Source organism: Helicobacter cetorum MIT 00-7128 (assembly GCF_000259255.1).
Lineage (GTDB): Bacteria > Campylobacterota > Campylobacteria > Campylobacterales > Helicobacteraceae > Helicobacter > Helicobacter cetorum_B.
The window spans coordinates 731014-746684 of record NC_017737.1 but is presented as its reverse complement, the minus strand read 5'-3'; the positions used below and the strand labels follow the sequence as shown (position 1 = coordinate 746684).

Here is a 15671-nt window from a genome sequence, read left to right as displayed (position 1 = left end):
TTATGCAAGTTTATCATCTTTCACACATTGATTTAGACGGCTATGCATGCCAGCTTATTTCAAAACAATTTTTTACCAAAGTTCAATGTTATAACGCTAATTATGGGCGTGAAGTTTTAGCACGCATTTATGAAATTCTAAATGCTATCGCTCAATCTAGTGAGACAAAAATTCTCATTCTCATTAGTGATTTAAATTTGAGTTTAGGTGAGGCACAATATTTACAAGATAAAGTTCAAGAATACCGCCTCCAACAAAAAGACATTCAAATCCAACTACTAGACCATCACATTAGCGGTAAAGAAGTGGCCGAGAGTTTTCATTGGTATTTTTTAGACACTAGTCGTTCTGCAACTAAAATCACTTATGAGTTTTTAAAACAACACTACACTATCTTAGAGCCTAGCCATACTACTTGGCTAGATTATTTAGTAGAAATGGTTAATTCGGTGGATATTTGGGACACACAAGGCTATGGTTTTGAGTTGGGGAAAGTTTGCATGCGCATGGTTAGTCAAAGCACCGAATTAAACCGCTTTATGTTTGAAACAGAAAACCGCAATTACAAATTAAAACTTTTAGAAGAAGTTAAAAATTATTTATTCTTAGAAAATGCTCCCGTAGCCTATGATAACGACCTTTTTAGGCTGAAAAAAATCGCTCTAGGGGGCAATCCTAACACAGAAACTATGGACACTATCTCTTCTAACGCACAAGTGCGCTTACTATCAACAAAGAAAGAAGAATGCTGTGTTTATTACCAAGACAAAAAAGGGTTTTTAAGTTATTCTATGGGGGGTATTAGCGTTTTAGCAAATCTTTTCTTGGTGCAAAACCCCGACTTTGATTTTTATATAGATGTGAATGCTAAAGGAAATGTGAGTTTAAGGGCTAATGGAAATTGCGATGTGAGTGCTTTAAGCAAGGCTTGCTTTAATGGAGGCGGACATAAAAACGCTAGTGGGGGTAAAATAGAGGGCTTTAAAGAAAGTTTTAATTATAAAGACATAAAAGAGCAAATAGAAGAAATTTTAGCTCATAGCTAAACTATTCTTCACACCCTCCTTTAGGATAACAAAAGCGATAACCCCTACGCCTCACAGTCTCTACGGTGGAGATATTAAGAGGCTTATCCATTTTTTGACGGATTTGATTGATAGCCACTTCAATCACATTTGGAGTAACTAATTCTGGCTCTTCCCAAATAGCATCTAAAAGTTGCTCTTTAGAAACAATTTGGTCTCTATGTCTAGCTAAATGCGTAAGCACTTCAAAGGGCTTGCCTTTAACTTCAATTTCACGCCCCTTATAAACAATCTTTTCCTCATTAGGACTAATAATCAAATCTTCAATTTCAATGACATTTGAGCCCCAAAATCTTAAACGAGCCTCAATTCTTGCTACAAGAGCCTTAATGCTACGATAAGGCTTAGCAATGTAATCATCTGCGCCTTGCTCAAACGCACTAATCTCTTCTTCGCTTGTAGGATTATCTGAAGAAACCAACACCACAGTAGAAGAATGTCTTTCTTTAATTTTAGAAACTAAATTAAAGGCATTTTTATCACTAACCATGACTAAATCATAATTTCTAACGCCAATGTAGTATTCAAAATCTTCTAAATTCTCTACTGCATCAGCCATAAAGCCACGCTCATTCAAGCATTTTTCAATTTCATCGCCTAAAACAGAATTATTTTCAATAAGTAAGACACGCATGGTGATTGACCCCTAATTTAAGAGTATTTTAACTTGGATTATAGCATAATTTTAAGTTAGTTTAAAAAAAACTTAAGTTTTTTAAAAACGCATCTTTTTTGTGGTTCTCCCTATCTATTTCAAACAAAAATTAAAAAATTTTTTCCTAAAATCATAATTCTATTGTATAATAGTCAAATCCAACCATTCCTTAGGGTTTGGTTGGCACTATTGGGTTAGAAGAGTCACCTCCCCCTCCTTTCTCTTCTTCCCAATAGTTGTTTTGATTCTTTTAGTTTCTTTTGTAATTTTTTGTTTAGCCAATAGGAAAGTTTAAATTTTATAATCCCTTTCTTTAATCTTATTGCAATTTTAGGAAATGCTTTCATCTTTTATTTTATCTTAGTTTTTGTTTTTAAAACTTTATTTACCATTTGTTGTTTTTTTTTTTTTCAAAATTAAGCTCCGCTGTTTGAAATTTAAATAAGGAGTTTTTATGAAAAATAAAATCGCTAAAGCGACTCTAGGTTTAGGAGTGCTTTTAATTACGGGTTGTTCACAACAAATTGGTAATCTGGGCATGGTTTCTCTCAATAGTGAGGGGGTTAAAAACCAAAGTTCAGGGGTTGTTGAGGGTAAGGCATGCTATTATAAGGATAATTTCATTCCTTTTGCTTATCGTGAAATTCCTTTAGGGTCTAAAAGCAAGAACGCTTTAGATAAGGCTATAGCAAACGCCCTAGAGCAATCAGGTGGCGTTGGACACACCCTAGTGAATGTATCCATATCTCATACTTGGTCATGGCGATTCTTTGTGATTAAACATTGCTTTATTGTAAGGGGTAATGTCGTTAAATCCTAGCTTTTATGGCAAGCTCTTTTTTTTAAAAGCTTGCTATAGCTTTTTTAAAATTTTAGCTTTCTTTGGGTAAAAGCCTAAGATAAGCTATCTCACTAGGGGCTAAAAACCTTAAAGGAACTCCCCAATACCCCGCCCCACTACTCACATAAATCTGTGTCGTGTTGCTATGCTTGTATAAACCATGCAAATAGGTTTGAGCCAATTTGACTAAAAGACTGAAAGGAAAGATTTGACCCCCATGCGTATGCCCTGAAAGCATTAAATCTATAGAATGACTTTCTTTGATACTTTTAATTTGTTTAGGCTGATGAGCTAAAAGAATGGTGGGCTTATTTGTATCACGCTTTTGCAAGGCTTTATCAATATTTGGGGCAAAATTTTTATGCTTTCGTGCATAATAGTCATACACCCCACACAAATTAATTGCATTCAAGTTCGCACACTCATTACCCAAAATCGTTATGTTAAGAGTTTTAAGAAACGATAAAATCGGCTCTATGCCATGATAATACTCATGGTTTCCTGGCACATAAAAAGTGCCATAAGTGCTTTTGAGATTGTTTAAGGGCAGTAAAAAAGATTTGACTTTTTCAATTTTACTATCTACTAAGTCCCCACCAATAAGCACCATATCCACTTCTTTTTGATTGACTTCTTCTACAATGTAAGTTACAAATTCCCTTTGCAATAAATGCCCTATATGCATGTCTGTTAGTAAAATAACTTTTAATTCTTTGTCTAATTTATCTAAATAAATGGAGGTTTCTTTGATTTTTGGGCGAGCAAGCCCTTCATAAAACCCACGCCAAAAATACCCTAATAACGCTAGATAAAACCCTAATTTCAAAAAATTTTTTAAGCTTTTACGCCTTGAATCTAAAAAATCTATTTTTTCTATGGAATAAGAAAAACCATAAAAGCTTAGGGCAAAAACAAATAAGATAAAAGTAATAAACGAACAAGCTGAAGTTAAAACAAATAGACTACTTGGCATAGAGTTTCTATAAAAAGCAAAAATCCCTTCCCCCACACATAAAAGGATAAAAAACCCTAAATAAGCGTATTGAGATATTTTCTTTAAGGTTAAAAACGCTCTTAAAAGCCTAAAAGTAGCGTAGTTTAGCACACATAAAACCAAGAAAAAAGCAATTGAAATAAACATGCTATCCTTTTTATAATGAGTTTTTTATCTTAGCATGCAAACTCTAATTTATCCCTTAGCTAAATTTTTACAACCTACTATCCAAATTTTTGATAGTTCTTAATTTCAGAAAATACTTTGCAATAATCTTGGTCTTTTAACTCTTGTTGATAAAAATATAAAAAGTTATTTGTCGTATTTTTATTTAAGTCAATCAAAGCTCCCCCTCCCCCTATTCAGGTCATCAATAATTTTGATTTTTACTTGAATAGTGATAACTCTAATTTATCGGTTTTAATTCATCAGCTCTATAAGTTAGAGTTCCCCTACCATAAGTAACGATTTTGATTATGATAATATTACGCTTACCACATTCTACTTTCCGTTTTGTTTCTTGTCCCACTTCTAAACGCACAAAGTTTCCACTTGTATTAATCCCCCAAGCTTGTTCAGCCATTTCCTCGCCAAATTCCATTGGGCAAGTGCCATTACCATTATTGATAGTAAATTCCTTAATGGCAATAGGATTGTTATCTCTATTTACAATATGCAATATTGTTGTATCGTTATCAATAATCTCATATTGAAAAATTAGCTTATCTTTTCTCAAACGCCCATAACGCCTGCCCTCTGCCGTTAATTTGACTTCAAGTGCTGCCTTTTCTTTAGCTCTTTGAGCTTGCTCTTTGGCAAGTTCTGCATCTTAGTTCGTATTCTCCTTAGCCCGTTTAATTTCTTGCTGTTTCTTACTCAAAGAATCATCAAAATCACTGCCACTAGCCTTAAAAGCAGCACGATATTCAAGGAGCTTTTTATCACTAGGTTCGGCAAAAGGCGTGGTCTCTATGAAACGCTTGGCTTCTTGGTATTTTTTCTCTCGCAAAGGTTTGTTAGACTGATATTCTTGTATTTTATCAATCTCTAAAATTCTCTGAGCTAAAAGTGGCTTAAGGATAAGATTGGTTGTTTTATAAAATGCCCTACAAGTTGTTTGCATCTCTTGATTGTTATTCTTATCCTCTTCCATGCGTTGATTGATTTTTGTGTCTATCTCTTTATCAAGGCGTTTTTTTGTATCCCCAGTCAACCCCATCTGCCTAAGTGTCAATCCCTTTGCTAGACTCTCCTTTTTTGTTTCGCTAAGGGATTTAAAAGGTGCCTGATTCAATTCACTTTCCACATCCATAATCTGAGTATTGGAAGATTGAAATAATTTTTTCATGAATTCATTATAAGCATCAAGATTGAACCTTGCAAGATAACCTAGTCCGCTTATAGGTCTATTTCCATAATACACCTCACATCTGCTATACCACAAAAGAGTATTTAAATCATCATTGTGCGTTTTAAACTCTTGTTCATTTCTAGGCTTAAATAATGGTGTGAGATTTTGAGATAGACTTTTAATAATCTCTTCACTTTGCTTATCGTTCATTTCTTTTTGCTTACTGTAAAGCTGTTTTGCAGAATTTTCTAGCGAGAGTATAGTCTGTTTTGCAGCCTTTCTCATAGCAAGCTCAGGATTGACAATACTTTCCAAACTCCCACAACCTACTAAAATAACACTCACCCCAACACTTAATAAAAAACTTTTATATGACATTTAAACTCCTTTAAACTTTCTGTATTCTTTGTATTCATCAATCAAAGGCTTGATTTCAACCTTAAAGCTTTTAACAAAATCATCTGTGATAGCTCGTCTTGGGTGTGGGAATTGAATAACTTGGCAATTCTCAAAATTTTGAAAACTCACTTCCCCTACACTTCCCTTGCTATCACACACTCTTTCTATACAGCTTGGTTCATTTAAGGCTTTACCTAAAATTTTCTCCACGCTAGATTTCATGTTTACACTATTTAAAACCTCCAACATATACTTCCCATGTAAAAATAATAGTCGTGGCTCTAAATCTTTTAGCAATTTTAAAATACGCTCTGAATGCTTAGAAAGCTCCTCTATTGTTCCTGAAGTTTTTGGGCAATGGCCATCAATCCATTCTATCCCTATGATACTTTTTTCAAAACCGCCCATTTTAGATTCCTCAGTCTCTAGAGGGTGTTCCCATAACTCAAAGCGTTTAATAATTGTCCTTTGATACATATGGGTAATTGCTGAAAAGTATTTCTTGCTATCTGGTATATCATTCTTTGCATGACTTTCATCGCCACCCATTTGAATTCCACAAATAACTAATCCATGCTTATGATTCAATGCGCCTTTTTTAGAAACATAATCCATTTTATATCCTTTAAAAAATATTTTTATTGTGATAACATAACATGACTCAAACTAGCAACCCATTACCAACATTTCCTACTTCATTTTAGGTTACCCCCCTTTGTTAGTTTGAACAAAATAAAATTGCTGAATTTTATTGGAATGTGCTTTGTCGCATTATTTGAAAGAAAAATAAAAAATTTTGAAAAGTAAATTTTTAACTTTTTAAGAGAGAGAGAGAGAGAGAGAAGACAAATTTTTAAGAATGACTTCCATTTTTATTCCTTTCGTTTATTGTATCAATTGGTGTCAAAATGTCCACCATTTTACACCCCAAAAGTTAATTACAGCACAAGCTATTTTTGATTTCTAACTTGAGAAATTTTTTTGCATTTTGGTTTCAAAGATTTTTTGAATAATAATTTCAAAAATTTTAAAAAACTTAGTTTGAGAATTTTAAAAACAATTTAGATAGAAATCCCAAATATCTTTAGTGTTTAGGCTTAAAAACCACTTTCAAAAAGCCCCTCCTTGTCAGCGTAATAAATTTTCTAATATTCTAATAAAACCATTTGAAATCCAAAAAACAAATCTAATCTTACCACTCAAACAGCGTTTTAACCTTTTTTAAATCTTTGTAGTTTACGCTTTTTATGGTGTTGTCATCTAGTTCAAAATCTATGCTTGTTTCATTAGCGTTTTTAATTATGGCTTGAAAACTCTCTTTATTGATGAGTTTTACCTCTACTTTTTCGCCTAAAGAGAGTTTGAAGTGTTTGGGGGTTTTAAGCACTCTTTCTAAACCCATAGAACTCACTTCTAAAATATAAGCGTCTTTAAGAAAATCACACACATCTAATAAGGGCGAAATAATTTCACTCACTTCTTGGCATATATCTAAGCTAATCGCCCCATTAGGATTTTTAAGGCTCACTCTCAAAATATTTTGCTCATTTTCTTTAACCAAGCTCACATCATAGAGCAAGTAGCCCAAGCTTTCAATGACACCCCCTATTTTTTCTTCTACCATTTTAGTCATCATTTTTCCCTTTAGCGATTTGATTAAATAGTGCGTCTAGGCGGAGTTGCTCTTCTAGGCTATTATCTAGGGCAAAACTAAGCTTTGGGCATTTAAACCACCCACTTGCTTGCAAAACGAACTGCCTAATTAAGCTTTCAGCCTTTTTTAATTTTGAAAGGATTTTACAATCTTGTGAAAGCACAAACACATGGGCATGGTGCTTACCCCTAGAGCATTCTACTTTAGTAACACTCAAAGAGTTTAGCTCGCTATCATTCAAGCTTGATAGGGCTTCTTGCAATAATTCTAAAAGATTAGATTCTAAGCGTTCTTTATGGACATTCATTAAAGGGTTCTTTTCTTGTGGATTTCTTTGTAGGTTTCAAACACATCGCCCACTTTAATCTCATTATAATTTTCTAGCATAATCCCACACTCATAGCCCTTAGAAACTTCCTTAACATCGTCTTTAAAGCGTTTTAAAGAGAGAATTTCGCCGGTATGAACCACCACACCATCTCTAATCAAACGCACCTTAATGCCACGAGTAATCACGCCATCACTCACCATGCACCCTGCTATGGTGCCAACTTTTGGGATATTAAAGGTCTCTCTCACTTCAGCCTGTCCGGTATGCTCTTCTTCAATAATAGGACTCATCAAGCCTAGCAACAGCGAACGCATTTCTTCAATCAAGGCATAAATCACCGTGTAAGTCTTAATACTCACATTCCATTCTTTGGCTTTGTTTTTCACATTACCGGTTGGGCGGATATTAAAGCCTAGAATCACCGCATGTTCACTGCTTGCTACAAGACTCAAATCATTTTCTGTAATGCCCCCTACACCTGAGTGAATCACTTGAATGGCCACTTCTTCGTTATTGAGTTCTAACAAGCTGTTTTTAATCGCTTCTAGGCTTCCTTGCGTATCAGCCTTAATGATTACAGGAATATTTTTTAATTCCTTATTAGCCACCATTTCTGAAAGCTCATCAAAAGACACTTTAGTGCTTTTACTCAAAGCTTTTTGGCGTAAATAAGTCGCTCTCTTTTGGGCTTGTAAGCGTGCGATAGAGTCATTTTCTACCCCTATTAAGACTGAACCAGCTGGAGGAACTTCACTCAAGCCTGTAATGAGAGCCACCATAGAAGGTTTTAAACTTTGAATACTCTTGCCTTGGTCATCAGTCATCGTTCTTACTTTACCAAATGCAGTTTCTGCATAAAAACTATCCCCTACATTTAAAGTCCCATTTTGAACAATCACCGTAGCTACCGCCCCACGACCCTTTTCTACACTTCCTTCTAAAACAATCGCTCTCGCACTTGCTTCTTCTATGGCTTGTAATTCCATAATATCTGCTTGAATAAGAATCGTTTCTAATAAGTTATCAATACCATCGCCTGTTTTTGCTGAAACAGAAATAAATTCATACTCTCCGCCCCAATCCACAGGGTTATAGCCAAGTTCGGCACACTCCGCTTTGAGTTTATCAGGGTTGATATTTTCCTTATCCATTTTATTCATCGCAAAAATCACAGGCACATTTGCAGCCTTTGCATGTTCTAGGGCTTCAATAGTTTGTTGTTTCACGCCATCATCAGCCGCAATCACAATTACTGCAATATCAGTAACTTGAGCCCCACGATTTCGCATTTGGCTAAAGGCTTCATGACCTGGTGTATCAATGAAAGACACCCACTTGCCATTCTTTTCTACCATATAAGCTCCGATATGCTGAGTAATCCCCCCAGCTTCCGTGTGAGCTACTCTCTTATCACGGATTTTATCTAGTAATGAAGTTTTACCATGGTCTACATGCCCCATAATCGTAACTACAGGTGGACGCTCTTTTTTGACTCCTTCTAGCACTTCTTCTACTTCAAATTCTTCTAAGGTGTTTTGAATGGAAATTTCTAAATGAAATTCTTCGGCTAAAATTTCTATACTATCCTTATCCAAAAAGTCGTTTTTAGTAACCATAAGCCCTAAATTAAAGAGCGTTTTAATCACATCAGCTAAATTCAAATTCGCCTTTTCAGCAAATTCATAGACACGCACTTCTTCAGGAATGCTAATGGTGCTTTGGACTATTTTTTGGCTGTTGTCGTTACGAAACACCCGCTTTTTCTTAGAATGACGCTTGATTCCGCCCTCGCTCATCCAAGGGTTCTTTCTTTGGACTCGCACCCTATCATTGATATTTTGGCGGACTTCCTTTTCTTCCTCTTCCCTATTTAAGTTATCTTGTTCATGCAAATCAAACAATAAAATTTCATCGCTCTCTTCATCATAAATATCATTGCCCTTAAAATCTCTCGCATCGCTAAAATCAATTTTATGAGATTTATTTTTTGATGCTTGGGCTTGTTTAGTCTTAGTGGCTTTCTTGGGTTTTTTAACTTCTTGTTTGTCTTTTTCTTGCCATTCTTTTTTGAAATCTTCAAAAATAGCTGCCGCACTTTGAGTGGGCTTTTTATTTTCTGCAACAGAAACTTCTGGCTCATCATTACGCCTAACAATCCTAATACCCATGCGTCTTTTTTGCGTTTCATGGCGCTTGGTCTCTAGGCGCTCTTGCTCGCTCTTTTGTGTGCTGTTTTCTATAGCCTCTCTTCTAGTATTGGGACTTTGAGCAAGTTTATTTAAAGCCTCTCTAGCTTTTTTAATTTCTTGGAGTTTTTGCTCAGCCTTTTGACGCTCAGCCTCAGTAACCTTTGGAGTCATCTCTTTTTTGGGTGCTTTTTCTACTATACTAGGCTCATTGTCATGGGTGCTAATAATTTCTATTTGTCTTTTTTTAGGGATAGCTTGAGTGGGCGTTTTAGTCTTTTTCTCAATGTGCTCTTTAGGGGGTTCTTGCTTGTTAGTTTGGCTGTTTTGACTTTTTTCAAGCTTGGATTCTGCAAGAGATTTTTTAGACCCTTGATTGTCTTTAGTTTTGGCACTCTTTGATGTCTTTTGTGTGTTCTCTGAACTTCCTATACTTTCTTGTGTCTCATGCATTGTTTCTTTTTGAGAGACCTTAGTAGATGCAGGCTTATTAGATTGCACTTGCTCTTTAATCCCATCAACAATATATTTATACAATTTATCTGCTTGCTCTAGGGTAATTTTGGAATTTGTTTTCAACTCCAAACCAATATCTTTGGCTTGCTCTATTACATTTTTAAGCTCTTTTTGTGTTTTGCCAAGCTCTGTTACAAATTCTTTTAAATCAACCATACCACTCATACTATGCTTTTCTCCTTAATCCAAGTAATAATTTTTTCAGGGTTTTTAGGGGCATTCTTTACCCTTAAAATTGCCTTAAGCAACTTTTTTTCTCCGCCTTTTAAACAATCCTTACACACATAAAAACTACGCCCTTTACCATCAAAATCTATCAAAGCCCCCTCAAAACTTTTCAAACGCAACAAATCATCTTGAGATTGACGGATTCTGCATGCCACACACATGCGTATTTTAATCTCATTCTTTCTCAATGACAACTCCCTCATTATCAAAGTCTAAAACCGCTACCCTAAATTTAGGGAATTTCTTGCTTAAAACTTGCTTTAACTTTGGGGCATCTTCTTCATAACACATGTTAAAAAACGATGAGCCACTTCCTGAGAGTGTGCTCATTAAAGCATTGTTTTCTAAAGCAAGCTTTTGAATCACAAATAAGACCGGATAAGCTTGCATGCGCCTATTTTGGTGCATTCTATCCTTAGAGCATAAGCGTAGCATTTCCCATTTGCCTTGCGTAATTGCCATAGTCATCAAGCTTGCATGCGAAAGGTTAAAAACACTTTCTTGTGCGCTATAGCGCTTGGGTAAAACTTGGCGAGACTGCTTAGTAGAAGTAGCTCTATTTGGAATCACCATAACCGCCTTTAAATAAGAAGGCAATTTGACTTTAAGGCTAGAAACTTTGTGTTTTTCTACCAAAGCCACATTAAAGCCCCCATAAACTGCAGGCGTAATATTATCAGGGTGAGGCTCATAGACTAAGGCTGTATTTAAAATACTCTCTTTATCTAGCGTGCGCCCAAGCAACGAAAAAGCCGCTGTAATAGCCCCAACAATCATGGCTGAGCTTGACCCCATACCTCGTGTAATAGGAATCTTATTGTGCAATAAGAATTTAAAAGAACTTTCCATGCCGTGTGCTTTTAAGGTTTTATAAAACACTTTAGTGAAGATATTGTCCGTTAAAAACTTCGCAATACCCTCGCCCTCGCCAATGAGTTTCACCGCATGAAAAGCGTTAGATTCAATAAAAAAACGATTACGCAAATTCAAGCTCAAACCCAAACAATCAAATCCGGGGCCTAAATTTGCACTTGTTGCAGGGACACTTACCACCAAAATTCAAAACCCCTATGCTATGGCTGTTTTACTTTTAGTTGGTATTATACACTAAATGGGGGGTAAAATGTAAAATGGTGCATTGAATTGAGAAAAATTTTCTTTTTCTAGCTTGCTAGGTAAAGTAAAATCTTTTGGCATCTCTTTTAAACTGGCTACGCTAGTTAAGCCTTTAAAATCCTCTTTATTGGAATGGGGCTCAAAATACTTATTAGCATATGCCAAAATAGGCGTGTTATCATTAAAATAAAAGCCTGTCGTTGAATACAATTCAAAGCCATGAATTAAAGCTAAGGTATGTAAAAAAATATGCGTGAGTTTTAAGCTAGTAAAACTCCCTGGTCCCTTAGCATAATATATCCCATCAATAATTGGAGTTTGCGGATATTTTTGAGAGTTTGAAAAATCCTCAAACGCTTGAGAAAATACCTCTACTAACCCCTCGCTTGTTTTTAATTTTGAAATATAAGAAGTGCGCAAACAATTTTCTTGATATACTCCAAGTAGCACCTCTTGCCCTAAAGATACTAGCACCAAATCTACATTCAAAAATTAGACCTTAATTTTAAGCAAAAGCTTTTTGCAAGACTACTTCTTTGGCTAGTTCTGTGTTTTCTAACACTTCATAATTTTTTGCATCAGCTAGTATGGCTTTAACCAACATTGAGTTAAGTTTATGACTCCCTGAAAAGGAAGTGTATTTCCCTATCATAGGCATTCCCAACGCTGTTAAATCTCCTATAGCATCTAAAATTTTATGGCGCACGAATTCCTTTTCGCACCTTAAGCCCTCTTTATTCAAAATGCTATTCTCATCTAGCACAATGCAATTATTCAAACTCCCACCCTTAGCTAAACCAATAGAGCGTAAATAATTCACTTCTTGTAAAAATCCAAAAGTGCGAGCTTTTGCGATTTCATCTTTATAGGCCTGTTTGCTAAAATTAAAATGATACGCTTGCTCAGCAATAATGGGGTGTTCAAAATTAATAGTAAAATCTAAAGAAAATTGCTCATCTGGCTCTACCTTAGCAAATTTATCGCCCTCTTTAACCTCAACTGCACGCTTAATTTTCATCACTTTCTTAGGTGCATCTAATTCTTGCAATCCTGCCTCATCTAAAAGCATGCAATAAGTCAAAGCGCTCCCATCCATGATAGGAATTTCTTCATTATCTACAGAAATTTCCAAATTATCAATACCATAGGCATGAACTGCTGAAAGCAAATGCTCAATAGTTGAAATCCTAGCCTCATCTTTGCCTAAAACGGTTGCCATTTTAGTATCAATGATGTTTTCAGGCTTTAAAGGGATTTTAACCCCTAAATCCTTGCGATAAAACACAATGCCTTGATTTTGACTAAGCGGTTCTAAAACGAGCTTTACAGGAACACCCTTGTGTAAGCCAATTCCTACTAATTCAACGGATTTTTCAATAGTTATTTGTCTCATGTTAATTCCTTTATGTCTAGTAAATCGCCATTTTTTGTAATCACTTTAAGTTTTTTGCTTCCTTGAAGGCGTTCTATATCTTTTTCTAGTAAAATTGCACCTTGAAAAACAATCTGAGATGTATGAACCTCTCTAAGCACTAAGCATTCCCCAAAACAAATAATTGCCCCCTCACAAGTCCCATAGATAGAAATGCAACCTTCTGAGATAATTTTAGCCCCATTATTCACATTGCCCAAAAAAACTAAGTTTTCAGCACTATTGATTTCCTCGCCACTTCTAATATTGCGTTTATAAACAATGGTTTTATGAGATGATTGGGATAAGGAATTCTTGTTTTCTATGCAATTTTGTTCGGTTTTTTGAGAAAGCACATTGCGCCCTCTTAAAGAGCGTGTAGTCTCTAAAAATAATAAATCATACTCTTTAAGCTTTGCTTTTACTAAAGGTTCTATTTCTTGTTTAAAAATAATTAAAAAAGAATGCAATAACTCTTGATTCTTTTCTAAAAATTCTATAATTTTTTGAGATGATTGGCTTTCAATTTCAAACACATGCACATTTTTTTGATTGATTTTTAACATTAATTTTCCTTATTGTTTGAGAGAATAGACTTAGCAAGGATAAGTGGGGCAATAATGTTATCATCAATCCAAGTTTGACTAAGCCATTCATTAGGACGCACCAACACCCCTTGAACCAACACTCCCATATGCAAATGACCCCCTACTTCAAACCCACTACTACCTACAAATTCTTGAGGTGTTTTTAAAGAGGGTTTTAAATGAGAGAAAAACGCACAAAGCCCTAGCCCATAACAATACAACGCGCTATCCCCAAAAAATTCTAAATTTTTGCGCCAAATTTTTTGAACCGAATTTTGAAACACCAAAGGCTTGCCCTTTTTTGCTCTCAAATCTACACCAAGATGCAAAATTTGAGCTAATACTTGCGTGCCTTTTAAAAAACGACGATTTTCCAAAAAATGCCCCACAATTTTAGTATCATCTCCCATAGGCGCAAGAGCTTTAAAATTTAAAAAGTCCTTATAGAAAAATCCTTGTTGCATAGCCTCTTGCTTGAAAGTATCTAAATTTTGCTGACGAGTTTGATTGAGTGCTTTTAGTAAAGTTTGTTCAAAATTCTTTTTAAAATCTTGCTTAAAATTCAATGATAATTCCATGCGAGAAAGACCCTCTTCTATAGCCTGAATACTATAATTAGCATCCTTAATACGATGTGTTTTCCTTTTGAACAAAAGAGGCTTACTAGCAATATTATAAGCTTTATCCTGAGCCACAATAAAAGCCTTAAAATCCTTAATTCCATGTGTCCATGGCACTAAAGATATAAAAATATTGCGTCCTTGATACTCTTTGAGTCTAAAAGCCTCAAATTCTTTTTCTTTAATGCGCACAAAAGCTTTAGATAAATTTTCATCAATAGCCTCAAAAACCACGAGCGCACTACCTCCGTAAGCAATACTTGGGGAATGCGCTAAAACCTTAAGCAAAGGCTTTGTAGTATCAATACGCACATCACATTGAAACTTTGCTAAATTACCATCAAAGAAATGCGCATAACTCCAATCATAAGCCTTAAATTCATAAGTGATATGACGCCCTTCTAGCCCTTGAATCTCTGGTTTTGGCAATAAGACTTCTAAGGACTTAGGCTTGTCTAATACAAGCACCTCTTTTTCATAAATCACTAAATTATCTTTTGTTGTAGCTTTGAGTTGGTAGCGCTTAATACCTTTTGGTGCATCAATACGCACTTTAATGGGGTGTTGTAAATCCCAAAAAAATGTTGCTTTTGTAATATTTTCTTTATCATTTAGAGCAAAACTCAAGGCTCCATCTTTAGTAATAATCATATTGTAAGTTAAATAACCCACAAAAACAAATACACTCAATGCCAAAATTCTAAAACCCATTACAAAAACCTTACACCCTAAAAAATATACGCATAATTGACCAATAAAAAGCTAGAACGCTTGAATTTATTATTAGCTGAAATTAACAAGCGCTTATCCTCTTGCTTGTTTGAATCTACTTCTATCACACCTTGATAACTTGCCCCCTCTTCTACTCCCATTCTTAAATAGCTAATAGGTAATTTAGTGCCAATCTCTAAGCGATGTTTTCTAAAAAGGGTTAAACTAAGTCCCACATTAAAAGTATAATCTACTTCAATAAGAGATTTCCATAATAAATTAGAACTTTTAAAATCCTTTACAATCAATTCTCTTGCATTTTGATTTGGCTTATCTTGATAAAGCATAAGCCCTATACCAAAACCCGCATAAATTCCTAAAAAATGTTTCTTGGTTTTAAAATCAAGAGGCATATCAAATAATAAATCTGTATTTACAGCCCCCAAAGCGTAAAAAAACGAGCCTACAGATTGCTTAAGCATAATCTCTTTTAATGTCCCACCCCCAAGCAATAAATCCCCATAAAAGCGTGTCCCAAAATAAGGCACAAAATATTTTTGATAACCAAATCTAGCGCTAATCATAGATACAGGTGCTTTTAAGGCTACATTGTTTAGAAACGCACTAGAGGCATTCGCACCATATTTATCTAGCATGTCTCCTTGATAGGACAAATTAAACACACCATAAGCATACCCACCCCCTAAAAATACCCCACTCTTTTTTTCAGCTATAGAGTAAGCCTTAAGCAATTTGTTTCTTTTCTTTAAAGAAATTTTTGGGTGCGCTCGTTGCATGTATTCTTCTTCAAAACCATCTTTTTCCAAAGGCTTTTTAGAAACGCTTTTTTTTAAAATTTGTTGTTCTAAATTTTGAATTTTTTCATCTAATTGCCTGCTTTCTTCTTCTAGCATTTGCACATTAGAGGCCTCAAGCCCTACTGCTAGTGATATACCCAATAATAACTTTTGCTTGATTAAACCCAT

At 35.1% G+C, this 15671-nt stretch carries 16 protein-coding genes and 2 pseudogenes; 2 read left to right on the top strand and 16 right to left on the bottom strand.

The features are described from left to right. The first annotated feature begins 2 nt into the window (after positions 1–2). Positions 3–1046, top strand: coding sequence for a DHH family phosphoesterase (locus HCW_RS03590; RefSeq protein WP_014660860.1), 1044 nt, complete (start codon positions 3–5; stop codon positions 1044–1046). A gap of 1 nt (position 1047) precedes the next feature. On the opposite strand, the gene hsrA is transcribed toward HCW_RS03590, so the two are convergent. After that, the gene (gene hsrA / locus HCW_RS03585) at positions 1048–1719 is read right to left on the bottom strand and encodes a homeostatic response regulator transcription factor HsrA (RefSeq protein ID WP_014660859.1); all 672 of its coding nucleotides are present in this window, start codon (positions 1717–1719) and stop codon (positions 1048–1050) included. A gap of 475 nt (positions 1720–2194) precedes the next feature. Between hsrA and HCW_RS03580 the strand changes: the two genes are divergently transcribed. Further along, positions 2195–2560, top strand: a complete 366-nt coding sequence (locus HCW_RS03580; protein WP_014660858.1) for a hypothetical protein — start codon at positions 2195–2197, stop codon at positions 2558–2560. 52 nt (positions 2561–2612) lie between these two features. Here HCW_RS03580 and HCW_RS03575 read toward each other — a convergent pair whose 3' ends face one another. From HCW_RS03575 to HCW_RS03510, 15 genes and pseudogenes are all read right to left on the bottom strand, one after another. Beyond that, positions 2613–3722: a metallophosphoesterase gene (locus tag HCW_RS03575; RefSeq protein WP_014660857.1), complete on the bottom strand. Its 1110-nt coding sequence runs from the start codon at positions 3720–3722 to the stop codon at positions 2613–2615. A 259-nt stretch (positions 3723–3981) separates the two neighbouring features. After that, positions 3982–4311 carry a hypothetical protein gene (locus HCW_RS03570; RefSeq protein ID WP_014660856.1) on the bottom strand — a complete coding sequence of 110 codons (330 nt, stop codon included), beginning with the start codon at positions 4309–4311 and terminating at the stop codon, positions 3982–3984. Positions 4312–4404: 93 nt separating this feature from the next. Beyond that, complete coding sequence (locus HCW_RS03565) at positions 4405–5304, bottom strand: hypothetical protein (RefSeq protein WP_014660855.1); 900 nt, start codon at positions 5302–5304, stop codon at positions 4405–4407. Continuing rightward, positions 5305–5940 carry a hypothetical protein gene (locus HCW_RS03560; protein ID WP_014660854.1) on the bottom strand — a complete coding sequence of 212 codons (636 nt, stop codon included), beginning with the start codon at positions 5938–5940 and terminating at the stop codon, positions 5305–5307. Positions 5941–6517: 577 nt separating this feature from the next. After that, the gene (gene rimP / locus HCW_RS03555) at positions 6518–6958 is read right to left on the bottom strand and encodes a ribosome maturation factor RimP (protein WP_014660853.1); all 441 of its coding nucleotides are present in this window, start codon (positions 6956–6958) and stop codon (positions 6518–6520) included. Further along, positions 6951–7286 carry a 30S ribosome-binding factor RbfA gene (gene rbfA / locus HCW_RS03550; RefSeq protein WP_014660852.1) on the bottom strand — a complete coding sequence of 112 codons (336 nt, stop codon included), beginning with the start codon at positions 7284–7286 and terminating at the stop codon, positions 6951–6953. Before rbfA ends, rimP begins: the two co-directional genes overlap by 8 nt. Beyond that, positions 7286–10177: a translation initiation factor IF-2 gene (infB, locus tag HCW_RS03545; RefSeq protein ID WP_014660851.1), complete on the bottom strand. Its 2892-nt coding sequence runs from the start codon at positions 10175–10177 to the stop codon at positions 7286–7288. Before infB ends, rbfA begins: the two co-directional genes overlap by 1 nt. Continuing rightward, positions 10174–10428, bottom strand: a complete 255-nt coding sequence (locus tag HCW_RS03540; protein ID WP_014660850.1) for a DUF448 domain-containing protein — start codon at positions 10426–10428, stop codon at positions 10174–10176. The genes infB and HCW_RS03540 overlap by 4 nt, the downstream gene beginning before the upstream one ends. Then, the gene (thrB, locus tag HCW_RS03535; protein WP_014660849.1) at positions 10415–11296 is read right to left on the bottom strand and encodes a homoserine kinase; all 882 of its coding nucleotides are present in this window, start codon (positions 11294–11296) and stop codon (positions 10415–10417) included. Before thrB ends, HCW_RS03540 begins: the two co-directional genes overlap by 14 nt. 51 nt (positions 11297–11347) lie before the next feature. Next, positions 11348–11845 carry a hypothetical protein gene (locus tag HCW_RS03530; RefSeq protein ID WP_014660848.1) on the bottom strand — a complete coding sequence of 166 codons (498 nt, stop codon included), beginning with the start codon at positions 11843–11845 and terminating at the stop codon, positions 11348–11350. Between the two features lie 16 nt (positions 11846–11861). Continuing rightward, positions 11862–12749 carry a UDP-3-O-acyl-N-acetylglucosamine deacetylase gene (gene lpxC, locus HCW_RS03525; RefSeq protein ID WP_014660847.1) on the bottom strand — a complete coding sequence of 296 codons (888 nt, stop codon included), beginning with the start codon at positions 12747–12749 and terminating at the stop codon, positions 11862–11864. Beyond that, a pseudogene (locus tag HCW_RS09990) lies at positions 12746–13057 on the bottom strand (septum site-determining protein MinC); the annotation flags it as partial. The gene lpxC and the pseudogene HCW_RS09990, both read right to left, overlap by 4 nt. Positions 13058–13125: 68 nt before the next feature. Further along, positions 13126–13333, bottom strand: a pseudogene (gene minC, locus HCW_RS09985) (septum site-determining protein MinC); the annotation flags it as partial. Next, a complete protein-coding gene (locus HCW_RS03515; protein WP_014660845.1) occupies positions 13333–14685 on the bottom strand; it encodes a hypothetical protein in 1353 nt (450 codons plus the stop codon). The pseudogene minC and the gene HCW_RS03515, both read right to left, overlap by 1 nt. A 17-nt stretch (positions 14686–14702) precedes the next feature. After that, positions 14703–15671: an outer membrane beta-barrel protein gene (locus HCW_RS03510; protein ID WP_014660844.1), complete on the bottom strand. Its 969-nt coding sequence runs from the start codon at positions 15669–15671 to the stop codon at positions 14703–14705.

Excerpts from the sequence above, each read along its gene's own strand:
- HCW_RS03590 (WP_014660860.1), top strand. The coding sequence starts at position 3 with ATGCAAGTTTATCATCTTTCACACATTGATTTAGACGGCTATGCATGC.
- hsrA (WP_014660859.1), bottom strand. The coding sequence starts at position 1,719 with ATGCGTGTCTTACTTATTGAAAATAATTCTGTTTTAGGCGATGAAATT.
- HCW_RS03580 (WP_014660858.1), top strand. The coding sequence starts at position 2,195 with ATGAAAAATAAAATCGCTAAAGCGACTCTAGGTTTAGGAGTGCTTTTA.
- HCW_RS03575 (WP_014660857.1), bottom strand. The coding sequence starts at position 3,722 with ATGTTTATTTCAATTGCTTTTTTCTTGGTTTTATGTGTGCTAAACTAC.
- HCW_RS03565 (WP_014660855.1), bottom strand. The coding sequence starts at position 5,304 with ATGTCATATAAAAGTTTTTTATTAAGTGTTGGGGTGAGTGTTATTTTA.
- HCW_RS03560 (WP_014660854.1), bottom strand. The coding sequence starts at position 5,940 with ATGGATTATGTTTCTAAAAAAGGCGCATTGAATCATAAGCATGGATTA.
- rimP (WP_014660853.1), bottom strand. The coding sequence starts at position 6,958 with ATGACTAAAATGGTAGAAGAAAAAATAGGGGGTGTCATTGAAAGCTTG.
- rbfA (WP_014660852.1), bottom strand. The coding sequence starts at position 7,286 with ATGAATGTCCATAAAGAACGCTTAGAATCTAATCTTTTAGAATTATTG.
- infB (WP_014660851.1), bottom strand. The coding sequence starts at position 10,177 with ATGAGTGGTATGGTTGATTTAAAAGAATTTGTAACAGAGCTTGGCAAA.
- lpxC (WP_014660847.1), bottom strand. The coding sequence starts at position 12,749 with ATGAGACAAATAACTATTGAAAAATCCGTTGAATTAGTAGGAATTGGC.
- HCW_RS03515 (WP_014660845.1), bottom strand. The coding sequence starts at position 14,685 with ATGGGTTTTAGAATTTTGGCATTGAGTGTATTTGTTTTTGTGGGTTAT.
- HCW_RS03510 (WP_014660844.1), bottom strand. The coding sequence starts at position 15,671 with ATGGGTTTAATCAAGCAAAAGTTATTATTGGGTATATCACTAGCAGTA.